We start from the raw sequence: 10,858 nt of genomic DNA, 5'->3' as shown, positions 1-10,858 counted from the left end.
ACAGCGCGGACACACGGTCAGCCATGAAGCAACCAGGCCACACAACGAGCGGCGGGATCAGGCGGCGCGCGGCGCGGCTCGCATTCGCTGCTGCGGCCGCATGCTCGCTGCCCAGCTCGGCGGCGCAGGCCCAGTCGGGTGCGCCATTCCTGCTCATCGACCGCGATCTGCGGGCGGATGTCGTTGACCTCGTCGGCATCGAGGACGGTTGGGTGGAGTGCCTGCGCGCCGGGCTCATCGACCGCCGGCCCACGAGCGATCTGCTCGTGCTGATGAAGACTGATGCAGCCGATCCGGGGCGTTTTGCCGCGGAGGATCGCGTCCTCGAGCTGGCCGACGGGCAGCGATGGGTCGGCGCGCCGGCGCCTGAGTCGCTGCCGGACCATCTTGACTGGAAGATCGATCGCGTCGGCGTGCTGTCGGCGCCGCTGGACAACGTGCTGCGGGCCCGCTTGCAGGCCGAGGCGCCGCTGCCCAGACTTGAACCCAACGCCGCGGAAGATCGCCTCGTGCTCGCCAACGGCGACGTTCTCTCGGGTCTTCTGGTCGCGATCGATGAGCAGGTCGAGTTCGAAGTAACGGGATCGAGCGAGGTGACGCGCCTGCCTCTGGCTCAGGTCGCGTCGCTGGCGCTGGTGAATCCGGCGGAGCGCGCCAGTGGCACGATGATCTGGCTGGCGGATGGGAGCGTACTGAGCATCACGCAGTGCCGCTGGTCGCCGGCGTCGTTTCAGTTTACGACGGCCGTCGAGTCGCGCCAGTGCAGCGTGGAGCCGGACATGCTGCGCGGCGTCAACTTTGCGGCCCAGCGCGTCATGCCGCTGGCCGACCTGCGTCCGGCCGTCAGCCATGACTCGGCGTGGCTCAGTGTGGTCGAAGCGCCCAGGGTGGTCGATCCGGGCCGGGCGGTGGGGCTGTCGGACGTGCAGATGCGCGGCCCAGTCGTGGCGGAATATGAACTGCCGCCGGGCGCGGCGCGATTCGTGACGACTGCGATCGTGCCGCGCTTTGCGTCCGACTGGGCCGATCTGGAACTCGTGGTCCTCGTGGACGGCCGGGTCGAGTTCGAGGCGGAGATGGACGGGGCCGGCCGCTCGCGGCGCGAGATCGACGTAGCGCTGAGCGGCGCTTCGACGCTGACCATCCGCATAGACGAGGGCCGGCGCGGCCCGATCCAGGATGTCATCCTCCTCCAGCGCCCCATGCTGCTCTTCAACTGACAAAAAAGGTACCTGGTACCGTTTGTTAATATGGGTAAGCGGCGGCTTCCCTGCCCGGTTGTCCGCGCGGCAGCGCGGCTGCGGCCGGCCGGCAACATCCGGCGCCTTCGCGATCGTCACAGCTCAGACGACGTCCGCTTCGAGCGGCTGGTCACCCGCTTTCGCAGCGCCGCGGCGGGTCTTATCGGCGCGGGCGATTGCCTCGCCTGCGGCGCGCTGCTTGCTCCCTCTCTGCCGGAGAATTCGCCGAGCAGGGGAGCGGCCATGGACCAGGTCCGATTCGAGCAGAACTTCCGCCGCATTGTCATGCGCCTCAACGCCCTCGCGCACGACGCCCGCCCCGCCGCGCGGGCGCACCAGCAACCGCTGCCCGCCGAAGCGCGGCCGGATCAGCCCGCGCCAAAGCGCCGCCGCCGAGACCGCTGAACCCAATTGCGATTCAGAAGCCCGGGCTCGTCTGCTGATCAAGATCCGATTGCCGATCGACATCGCTGCGGCCCATCTGCTGGTCGAGTTCGCGCTTGAGCAGGCGCAGCCGCAGCAGCGATCGCACGCGCGTGAGCAGTTCCACCTTGTTGAAAGGCTTGGAGAGGAAATCGTCGGTGCCGGCCTCGGCGCCGCGCTCGACGTCGCCCACTTCGTTGAGCGCCGTGACCATGAGGATCGGAATGTCGCGCGTGGCCGGGTCGGATTTGAGCCGCTGGCAGACTTCAAAGCCGGACATGCGCGGCATCATCACGTCGAGCAGGATGAGATCGGGCTGCTCCCGCTGCACCGCGGCGAGGGCCTCGATGCCGTCGGCGGCGCTGCTCACGCGGCACTTGAGCGACGCGAGATAGGCCTCGAGCAGTTCGACGTTCTGCGGATTGTCATCGACGATGAGCAGGCGGCAGCCCGCGCACTGGCGATCGCTCAACGTGTCGGTAGGTTTCGCCGCCTCGGCTGCCATGCTCAACTCCATTCCGGAAGCGGTCATGCCGCCGCCTGATCTTAAGGCCGGGCCGGGGCCGTGTCGATGCCTCGGGCGTCGGGTTTGGCCCAACTCTCGGGCCAGGCGCACGGGCACGCGCGTTGGTGGAGGAAGATTCGTCCGTCGGAGCATACCGCACACATCGCCCAGAGCGGCGAGGTGTGGCGCCCGCTCGCGCGCCGTTCACGGATCGACGGCGCGCATCAATGCGCCGATGATCGAATCCGCCAACAGCAGGGACTCTTCGCTGATTGACCAGCGCCCGGAGCGCTCGATGATCGCTCCTGACTGCAGTTGCAGCTCAACGGCCCGGCGGAGGTGATCCGTCCTTCCGAGCCGATCGGCATGCTGCAGCATTTCGCCAGCGCCGACGCCTTCGGCCAGGCGCAGGCTCATCATGAGGCGCTCGGCCAGTCGCGTCGCTTCCTGCGGCTGGGCGCACTCGCTCAGCGGCGCCAGGCCCGTCGAGGCGAGGTAGCGGCCCAGGTGAGGTGCGTTCTTCCAGCGCCAGCCGGCGACGTGGCCCGAGGCGCTGGGCCCGGCGGTGAGCCAGTCTTCGTTGCGCCAGTAGGCGAGGTTGTGGCGGCACTCGAATCCGCCGCCGGCGAAGTTGCTGATCTCATAGGCCTGATAACCAGCGGCGCTGAGGCGCTGCCGCGTCGCGAGAAACATCTCCGCTTCGAGGTCTTCATCGATCCGCTCCACCTGTCCCGCCGCGAGCCGGGCCGCGAGCGGGGTGTTGGGCTCGTAGGTGAGCGCGTAGCAACTGATGTGTGCCGGCGCCAGGTCGAGCGCGGCATCGAGGTCGGTGAGCCAGTCTTCCAGGCTCTGGCCGGGGATGGCGAAGATGAGATCGAGGCTGAGGTTGGTCAGCCCGGCGGCCCGTGCGAGGTCGAAAGTCCGGCCGACGTTGGCCGGATCGTGCCACCGCTCGAGCGCAGTGAGATGCCGCGGCTGGAACGACTGGGCTCCGATACTCAGCCGATTCACCCCGCCGGCGGCAAGGATTTCGAGCAATTCCGGCGTGACGGTTTCCGGATTGGCTTCGACGGTGAATTCGGTCTGGCGGTCGGGGAGGGCGAAGGCAGCGAGGGTATCCAAAAGCCGCTCCCAGAGAGCCGGTTCGAGCAGGGTCGGCGTCCCGCCGCCGACGAAAATCGTGTCCATGGGATGCGACACGAGGGTCTGGAGGCTCAATAATTCACCTGAGAGGCGGCGGACGAACTCCTCCTGCCGATCGCGCGTGTCCACGATACTGTAGAAGTCGCAGTAGTGGCACTTGTGGAAGCAGAACGGGGTGTGTACGTAGAGTGAACGGGGCCGGGCCGGTGGGATGAGCCCGGTCAGAAGTGGAACCAGCTCGGCACTTTGCCCGTAGATTTCTTGCCGTTCGGCGCCGAGTATGGTAGGGTGGAGTGTCCGGCTCAAGTGGATTCCCTGCGCTCACTCGATTGCGGTTGACCGCCGCGTTTGCGATCTTCTTCGACAGAGGCTAGCCATGCGTGCTTCACTCGTCATGTTCACACCCGACGGTCATCGGCGGGACTTCGAGATCAAGACCGGCCGGCGCTACGTCATCGGCCGAAAAGACACCTGCGATCTGCGCATCCCGCTTACGAGCGTCTCGCGCGAGCACGCGGCCGTTTACTACGACGATGAAGATGAGGAGTTCGTGGTCGAAGACCTTGGCTCGAGCAATGGCACGTTTGTCAACGCTGAGCAGGTTACGACGATGGGCCTGTGCCCCGGCGACGTGATTCTCATCGGCCCCGTGCCGCTGCAGGTGGTAATCAACGGCCAGCCCGAGAAGCTCAAGCCGCTGGCAATCCTCAAGCCCGAAGAGGAGGACGCCTCGGCGGAGTCGCCCAAGACCGGGCCAGTGAACGCGCCGCGCCAGCCCAAGCCGGCCGCGAAGTCTGCGAAGTCTGCGGAGGCTGATTCGATCGATTTGAACGAAGAGACACCCGGCGCGCCCTCCGACATCGACATGCCCGATGAGAGCGACAGCTTCTTTGCGCTGGACATCGAAGAGGACGAGAAGTAGCGCGGCCGGTCAGAATGTGAACCAACGAGCCCGCGCTGAACGCGCGGGCTTTTTTGTGGCTGGCGGGCGGCCCTGCGGATCTCAGGCGGCGGCGTCCTGCGAGTTCTTGGTGGGGTCAGCCGGAGCGGGCGTGGCGTGCGCGGTGGTCTGGGGAACGCGGACGTTCTTGCCGCAGCCGCTGCACTTGACGACCTTGCCGCGCGCCGTGATGGGCACGGCGAGGATGCGTCGGCAGGCGAGATTCGGGCACATGATGCGAATGAGATGATCGGCCACGGCATTCTCCAGTTCATCGCGCCGCACGCGCCGGCAGAGCCATCATCGGCCGTTTTGCCCGATCAATTCAGCCGCCGGCGGCGCAGAAGCGTCGCTCTCGCTTGACCGGGCCTGCGGCCCGGCCTTACCTTCGACCGGATTTCGCACCGGGCCAAAGCCGGCAGGCGGCCAGTGACCCAGATGGGGCAGTCAGTTGTCAGAAACAAGGCATACCGCGGTCGTCGGCCTTCAGTGGGGCGACGAGGGCAAGGGCAAGATCGTTGACATCCTCGCCCGCGACCACGATCTCACCGTCCGATATAACGGCGGGGCGAACGCCGGCCACACCGTCGTCGTCGGCGCCGAGCGCTACGCGCTGCACCTGATCCCGTCGGGCATTATCTACCCCGGCAAGATCTGCGTCGTGGGCAATGGCGTGGTCGTCGATCCGCACCAGGTCGTCAAGGAGCGCGATGCGCTCATCAGCCGGGGCATTGAAGTTTCGCCCGAGCGTTTGCGCATCTCCGACCGTGCCCACGTCGTCATGCCCTGGCACAAGACGCTCGACGCGGCCCTCGAGAATCTGCTCTCGGCCAGCGACAGCAACGGCGGCAAGGTGGACCAGTCGATCGGCACGACGCGGCGCGGCATCGGCCCGGCCTACGCCGATAAGATCACCCGCGCCACGGCGATCCGCATGGGCGATCTGCTCGACCGCGAGCATCTCAGCGAGCGGATCGAGATCGTCACGCACGTGAAGAACGCGCAGCTGCTCGCGTTCGATCCCGATCACCAGCCCTTCGACGTGGCGGCGCTGATCGAGGAATATGCGGCGCTGGGCCGCGAACTCGGGCCCCACATCTGCGACACGACCTACCTGCTGCACGACGCGATGAGCGCCGGCAAGCGTTTGCTCTTCGAAGGGGCCAACGCGTGCCTGCTGGATGTCGATCACGGCACATTCCCGTATGTGACCAGCAGCAACTGCTCGGCGCTGGGCATTCCCGCGGGAACCGGCGTGCCGGGGCGGCACATCCGCGACGTCATCGGCATCATGAAGGCCTACAGCACGCGCGTCGGCGCCGGGCCGTTCCCGACCGAACTGAATAACGAAATCGGCAATCGCATCCGCGAGCGCGGGCGCGAATACGGCACGACGACCGGCCGGCCGCGCCGCTGCGGGTGGCTCGATCTCGTCGCCGTGAAGTACTCGGCGATGCTGTGCGGCACGACGCGGCTGGCGGTCATGCTTTTTGACGTGCTCGCCGGATTCGACGAACTAAAGATCTGCACCGCGTATCGCCTCGCGGATGGCTCGACGACGGACCGGTTCCTGCCCGATGCGCATCGTCTGGCGGCGGCGCAGCCGGTGTATGAAACGGTTCGCGGATTCGGCGAGGACATTTCGGGAGTGCGCCGGCTTGAAGACCTGCCGCGCCACGCGCGCGAGTATCTGCAGCGCATTGAGCAGTTCGTCGGCGTGCCGGTGGGCATCGTCAGCGTCGGCCCCGAACGCGGCCAGACGCTGATGTGCGGAGAATGAATCGACCGGGAGGAGCCCTCGGTGGCAGCCGCCTGTTGTTTACGGGTACAACCTCCGGCTCACCCAGCGGCCGTCGTCTTTGACGTACAGCACCCGCTCGTGGATGCGGCTCTCTCGGCCGGCCCAGAATTCGATCGACTGCGGCGTCAATACGTAGCCGCCCCAGTGCGGCGGGCGCGGCACCGGCCCGCCGGCGAAGCGCGATGACGCCTCGAACACGCGCTCCAGCAGCGTCTCCCAGTCGGGCAGATCGGCGCTCTGGTCGCTCGCCCAAGCGCCCAGCTGGCTCTCGCGGCTGCGCGTGGCAAAGTAGCGGTTCGACACCTCTTCCGACGCCTTCTCCACGGCGCCGTCCACGCGCACGACGCGCTCGAGGTGGTCCCAGTGCATGGCCGCCGAGACATTCGGGCACGCCTCGATGTCGCGCGCCTTGCGGCTGTGGTAATTGGTGAAGAAGGTGATCCGGCCGGTCATGGCGTCGTAGTACTTCTGCAACACCGGCCGCACGCCCGGCCGCCCATGCCCATCGACCGTGGCGAGGTAGATCACGTTCCAGTTCGGCTGGGCGGACTGCTCGCGGGCGTGCTCAAGCCACTGCCCGAGCAGCGCGCACGGATCGGCCGGAATGATTTCAAACGCGAGATCGGGTTCGTCGATCATGAACAACGCTAGGCCGGGCTGGGGCGCGTCTCATGGGCCACCCGCGAAGACGCAGTCCCAGTCGCAGGCATCTGGCTATCCTTCGCTCGACCGGGGGGTGACCGATCAATCTGAAGGAGAGGCCGCTGCCCCCCGCCGGACCGACCATTTCGCTCGAAGCGATCGAAACGCCGCTGGATGCGGAGGAAATCCGCACTCGCCTGCTCGGCGCCAATCGCCGCGGCCGGCTGCCCGAGATTCACTGGGAGTCGGACTCTCGCTTTCGCATCGCGCTGCCCACGCGCCCGGTCACGACCGACCTGCTCGGCGAGATCAGGGTGGAATCCGGGGGTGGGCCGGGCCGCATCGCCTTCGGACTTGAAGTGCACCTGCGGGCGGTGTGGTGGATGGTGGCGGCGAACCTGGCGTGCGCGGTGATCGGTCCGTGGAGTACGGAACTGTTCATCGAGATCTACTCGTGGTGGTGGCAGCCGCCGCTGTGCATTCTGGCGGCGATCTGGGTGGGCTGGAAGTGGCCCGCGCAGGCGCTGGCCGACGCGCGGGCCGTCGCGCCGCGGTGGATCGGCGAGATTCAGTCGCGCGTCGGGATCGATGCGGCCTCAACCGTCGCCGCGACCTGACCGATAACGGCACCATGACGCGCTATGACCTTGTCTGCATCGGATGCGGCCCCGCCGGCGAGAAGGCGGCCACGCAGGCGGCGTACTTTAAGCGCCGCGTGGCGGTGGTGGAGTTTGAGCCGCGCCCGGGCGGCGCGATGATCAACACCGGCACCATCCCATCCAAGACGCTGCGCGAAACGGCGCTGCTGCTTTCGGCCTTTCGACGCCGCACCGTTCCGGGCATCCGCCTCCAGGTCGATCGCGATGTCTCCATCTTCTCGTTCATGGCGCGCACGCTCGCGGTGCAGCAGGTCGAGCACGACCGCGTCGAGTCCGCCATCGACCGGCACACGATCGACGTGCACAGCGGCCGTGGGTGCATCGTCGATCCGCACACGGTGCGCGTCACGCAGGCCGACGGATCGACCGTCGAACTGAAGACCGAGCACATTCTCATCGCCACGGGCAGCCGGCCGACGGATCTCAAGGCGATGGGCTACGACCATCCGCGCATCGTCGATTCCGATCAGCTGCTCCAATTGCCGTGCCTGCCCGAGTCGCTCACGATCATCGGCGGGGGCGTCATCGGATGTGAATACGCGTGCGTGTTCGGCGAGATGGGCGTGAAGGTAACGCTCGTCGAGCCGCGCGACGTCGTGCTCGGCTTCCTCGATGAAGAGATTCGAGGCGCGCTGCTGCGCTCGATGGAAGACTCGAACATCACGATCGAAACGGGGCGGGGGGTGGATCGGATCATTTCACCGGCCGGCGATGAAGAGGTGTGCGTCGTGCTCAACGACGGCGCCGAGATCCGCTCATCGCACGTGCTCTACGCGGCCGGCCGCTGCGGCAACACGGAAGGCATCGGACTTGAGAACATCGGAATTGCCCCCAACAACCGCGGTTACCTCACCGTGGACGATTCGTACCAGACGACGTGCGCCGGCGTGTATGCCGCAGGAGATGTCATCGGTTTTCCGGCGCTGGCGTCCACGTCGATGGAGCAGGGGCGCGTGGCCGCGTGTCGCATGTTCGGGCTTGATTACAAGAAGGCGGTCTCGGATATCTTTCCCATCGGGCTGTACACCATTCCGCCCATCGGGACCGTTGGGCTGACCGAGCAGCAGGCGCGCGAGGCGCGCTACGACGTGATGGTCGGCAAGGCGGCGCTGGCGCTGACGGCGCGCGGCCGCATTCTCGAGGCCGACAACGCGCCCAACGTGGGCTTTGTCAAGCTCGTCTTCGAATATCCGAGCCGGCGGCTGCTGGGCGCGCAGGTCATCGGCGATGAAGCAACTGAACTCATTCACATCGCGCAGATGGTGCTCGGCTCGGTCGAGAGCGATCGAACGATCGATCGCTTCGTGCACAACGTGTTCAACTACCCGACGCTCAGCGAGACGTTCCGCCTCGCGGCGGTCAATGGCCTGCAGCACATCGCCATGCGCGAAGGCCGCGACGACCAGATCGCCGCCCGGGCGAAGGTGGCGTGATGATTACATCGCCCCGAAGGGGCGCCAGCGCCTAGCCACGGGTGGAGCGCAGCCGCAGCGCGGTGAAGCGCAACCCGTGGACAAGTCTCCGAGAACACTTTCGCCCCGGCAGGGGCGACAGAGTCGCACGGGCGCGCAACAGTCTTGCAACACCGAACTGATCCGATTCCTCGAAGCGCACGGCGTGGAGTACGACGCCCGCTACGTGATTGAGCACGATTCGATCCTCTGCCGCCTCTGCCGGGGCTTGGGACCCTCGCGATCACTTTCCACGGGTTCAGCCGCGTCCAGAGCCACGCGGCTGCACCCGTGGCTACGTCATTGCGCCCCATTCGGGGCGAGAGCTGACGCGTACGAGCGACGTTTGCGCCGGTGAGTGCCTCATGCGCAATCCTAGAATCGGATCGTCAGCCGATGATGACGCCATGAAACGATCCCACCTCATCCTCCTGCTCATCAACCTGGTGCTGATCATCGGCTTTGGTGTGCTGTTCATCGGTCGCCGCAACTACGAGTTCATCATTTACGTCGCGGTGATCATCGGTTTGCTCGGCGTGGTGTGGGCCACGGTGCGCTACGTCGATTACACGCTCGATGCGCTCATCGGCCTGACGGTCTGGTCAGCCATGCACCTGGCCGGGGGCGGCGTGCCGATCGGCGACGGGCGTCTCTACGACATCATGGTCGTGCGCCTCACCGACGCATATCCAATCATCCGCTACGACCAGGTGGTGCACATCTGGGGCTTTGGCGCCTGCACGCTCGTGGCCCACTGCCTGCTCCGCCGCGCATTGCACGAGCCGGGCAAGCATTGGATCGCCGTCGGGTTTGTGCTCATCATGGCCGGCCTGGGCATGGGCGCGCTCAATGAGATCGTCGAGTTCATCGCGCAGGAGATCGTGCCGGATTCGGGCGTGGGCGGCTACGAGAATACGGCGCTGGATCTGTGTGCGGATCTGATCGGCGCGGTGCTGGGCGTGGTGTACATCCGTTGGCGGGAGTGGCGCGCGTGAGTCGGGACCGCCGCTCTGGGCGCGGCCCGGCGATTGCGCTGATCGCTTTATCCCTCTTCGCCACTCACTCCCACGGCTGGCCGCGGCGCGGGTTTGGCAGGCGCTCGCCGAGGCTTACGATGAATTCGCGATCGTCGGCGGAGAGTCCCTTGGGTGTCTGCACCGCGATGACCGCGTAGAAGTCGCCGCTGCGTCCATCGCTCATCTTTACCCCCCGGCCGGTGATGCGCAACTTCTGACCCGTGTTGGCGCCCGGCGGCACCTTGAGCGACACGGGGCCCTGTGGCGTGGGGACCTGCACCGTCGCACCCTCCACGCCTTCGGCAATCGTAATGGGCAGGTCGAGATAGATGTCGTTGCCCTCGCGGCGGTAGTACGGGTGTTTGCCGACGCGAATGGTCAGGATGAGATCGCCGCTTTCGCCGCCCATGGGCGAAGGCTGGCCCTTGCCGCGCAGGCGGAGTTTGGCGCCGTCGGCGATGCCAGGCGGGATGGTGACTTCGATGGTCTCGGTCTGGTCGCCGCGCGAGAGGCGCAGCGGCTCTTTGCCGCCTCTGATGGCGGTGTCGAAGGTGATGTCGATGGTGTGGCTGATGTCCTGGCCGCGCGCGGCAGGTGCAGCGCCGCGTCCGCGCCGCCCGCCGGCGGCCCCGCCGCGCCGGGCCCGGCCGAAGAGTTCCTCAAAGATGCTGCCGACGTCCCCGCCGCCGCCGAAGTCCACGTCCTCGACGTTGAAGCCGCCCGGCTGGCCCGATGACGACCAGGTGTAGGTGCGTCCGCCGCCGGGTGCGCCGCCGCCAAAGCCGGCCGGTCCGCGCGTGTGGCCGAAGCGGTCGTAGTTCTTGCGTTTTTCGGGGTCGGAGAGGTTGTCGTAGGCTTCCTGGATCTCGGCGAACTTCGTCGCCGCGTCGGGGGCCTTGTTGCGATCGGGGTGCCACTGCCGCACGAGGCGGCGATGGGCCTTTTTGATCTCATCGGCCGACGCATCGCGGGACACGCCGAGGACGTCGTAGTAGTCGCGCTGGCTCATGGTGGAGAGGGCAATGATAGGTGGCCCC

12 protein-coding genes are annotated in these 10,858 nt (G+C 66.8%); 7 read left to right on the top strand and 5 right to left on the bottom strand.

All coding sequences use genetic code 11. The features are described from left to right. Nucleotides 1-23: 23 nt before the first annotated feature. Both IT430_11385 and IT430_11380 read left to right on the top strand, forming a co-directional pair. Nucleotides 24-1,220 carry a hypothetical protein gene (locus tag IT430_11385; protein MCC6908537.1) on the top strand — a complete coding sequence of 399 codons (1,197 nt, stop codon included), beginning with the start codon at nt 24-26 and terminating at the stop codon, nt 1,218-1,220. A 30-nt stretch (nt 1,221-1,250) separates the two neighbouring features. Continuing rightward, nucleotides 1,251-1,646, top strand: coding sequence for a hypothetical protein (locus IT430_11380; protein ID MCC6908536.1), 396 nt, complete (start codon nt 1,251-1,253; stop codon nt 1,644-1,646). Nucleotides 1,647-1,659: 13 nt separating this feature from the next. On the opposite strand, the gene IT430_11375 is transcribed toward IT430_11380, so the two are convergent. Both IT430_11375 and hemW read right to left on the bottom strand, forming a co-directional pair. Beyond that, nucleotides 1,660-2,169: a response regulator gene (locus IT430_11375; protein MCC6908535.1), complete on the bottom strand. Its 510-nt coding sequence runs from the start codon at nt 2,167-2,169 to the stop codon at nt 1,660-1,662. Between the two features lie 204 nt (nt 2,170-2,373). After that, nucleotides 2,374-3,618 carry a radical SAM family heme chaperone HemW gene (hemW, locus tag IT430_11370; protein ID MCC6908534.1) on the bottom strand — a complete coding sequence of 415 codons (1,245 nt, stop codon included), beginning with the start codon at nt 3,616-3,618 and terminating at the stop codon, nt 2,374-2,376. Between the two features lie 70 nt (nt 3,619-3,688). Between hemW and IT430_11365 the strand changes: the two genes are divergently transcribed. Then, nucleotides 3,689-4,234 carry an FHA domain-containing protein gene (locus tag IT430_11365; GenBank protein ID MCC6908533.1) on the top strand — a complete coding sequence of 182 codons (546 nt, stop codon included), beginning with the start codon at nt 3,689-3,691 and terminating at the stop codon, nt 4,232-4,234. Between the two features lie 81 nt (nt 4,235-4,315). On the opposite strand, the gene IT430_11360 is transcribed toward IT430_11365, so the two are convergent. Further along, nucleotides 4,316-4,510, bottom strand: a complete 195-nt coding sequence (locus IT430_11360; protein ID MCC6908532.1) for a hypothetical protein — start codon at nt 4,508-4,510, stop codon at nt 4,316-4,318. Nucleotides 4,511-4,703: 193 nt separating this feature from the next. Here IT430_11360 and IT430_11355 point away from each other — a divergent pair, with 193 nt between their 5' ends. Then, nucleotides 4,704-6,032, top strand: coding sequence for an adenylosuccinate synthase (locus tag IT430_11355; GenBank protein ID MCC6908531.1), 1,329 nt, complete (start codon nt 4,704-4,706; stop codon nt 6,030-6,032). Between the two features lie 39 nt (nt 6,033-6,071). Here the strand turns inward: IT430_11355 and pdxH are convergent, their stop codons facing one another. After that, the gene (gene pdxH, locus IT430_11350; GenBank protein MCC6908530.1) at nt 6,072-6,692 is read right to left on the bottom strand and encodes a pyridoxamine 5'-phosphate oxidase; all 621 of its coding nucleotides are present in this window, start codon (nt 6,690-6,692) and stop codon (nt 6,072-6,074) included. A 317-nt stretch (nt 6,693-7,009) separates the two neighbouring features. Between pdxH and IT430_11345 the strand changes: the two genes are divergently transcribed. The 3 genes from IT430_11345 (at nt 7,010) to IT430_11335 (ending at nt 9,800) form a co-directional block, all read left to right on the top strand. After that, on the top strand, nt 7,010-7,312 hold the full coding sequence (locus tag IT430_11345; GenBank protein MCC6908529.1) for a hypothetical protein: 303 nt from the start codon (nt 7,010-7,012) through the stop codon (nt 7,310-7,312). A 14-nt stretch (nt 7,313-7,326) separates the two neighbouring features. Further along, nucleotides 7,327-8,787, top strand: a complete 1,461-nt coding sequence (gene sthA / locus IT430_11340; GenBank protein ID MCC6908528.1) for a Si-specific NAD(P)(+) transhydrogenase — start codon at nt 7,327-7,329, stop codon at nt 8,785-8,787. A gap of 425 nt (nt 8,788-9,212) precedes the next feature. Further along, nucleotides 9,213-9,800: a DUF2238 domain-containing protein gene (locus IT430_11335; protein ID MCC6908527.1), complete on the top strand. Its 588-nt coding sequence runs from the start codon at nt 9,213-9,215 to the stop codon at nt 9,798-9,800. 64 nt (nt 9,801-9,864) lie between these two features. On the opposite strand, the gene IT430_11330 is transcribed toward IT430_11335, so the two are convergent. Further along, nucleotides 9,865-10,830 (bottom strand): DnaJ domain-containing protein, encoded by a 966-nt coding sequence (locus IT430_11330; protein MCC6908526.1) that lies wholly within the window; start codon nt 10,828-10,830, stop codon nt 9,865-9,867. Between the last annotated feature and the right edge of the window lie 28 nt (nt 10,831-10,858).

This window comes from Phycisphaerales bacterium, from assembly GCA_020852515.1.
In the GTDB taxonomy this organism is placed as follows: Bacteria; Planctomycetota; Phycisphaerae; order Phycisphaerales; family UBA5793; genus UBA5793.
The sequence above is the reverse complement of the archived record's forward strand: the minus strand, read 5'-3'. Positions and strand labels throughout refer to the sequence as shown.

Coding starts and splice junctions, on each gene's coding strand:
- IT430_11365 (MCC6908533.1), top strand. CDS start 3,689: ATGCGTGCTTCACTCGTCATGTTCACACCCGACGGTCATCGGCGGGAC.
- sthA (MCC6908528.1), top strand. CDS start 7,327: ATGACGCGCTATGACCTTGTCTGCATCGGATGCGGCCCCGCCGGCGAG.
- pdxH (MCC6908530.1), bottom strand. CDS start 6,692: ATGATCGACGAACCCGATCTCGCGTTTGAAATCATTCCGGCCGATCCG.
- IT430_11385 (MCC6908537.1), top strand. CDS start 24: ATGAAGCAACCAGGCCACACAACGAGCGGCGGGATCAGGCGGCGCGCG.
- IT430_11375 (MCC6908535.1), bottom strand. CDS start 2,169: ATGGCAGCCGAGGCGGCGAAACCTACCGACACGTTGAGCGATCGCCAG.
- IT430_11335 (MCC6908527.1), top strand. CDS start 9,213: ATGAAACGATCCCACCTCATCCTCCTGCTCATCAACCTGGTGCTGATC.
- IT430_11330 (MCC6908526.1), bottom strand. CDS start 10,830: ATGAGCCAGCGCGACTACTACGACGTCCTCGGCGTGTCCCGCGATGCG.
- IT430_11380 (MCC6908536.1), top strand. CDS start 1,251: ATGGGTAAGCGGCGGCTTCCCTGCCCGGTTGTCCGCGCGGCAGCGCGG.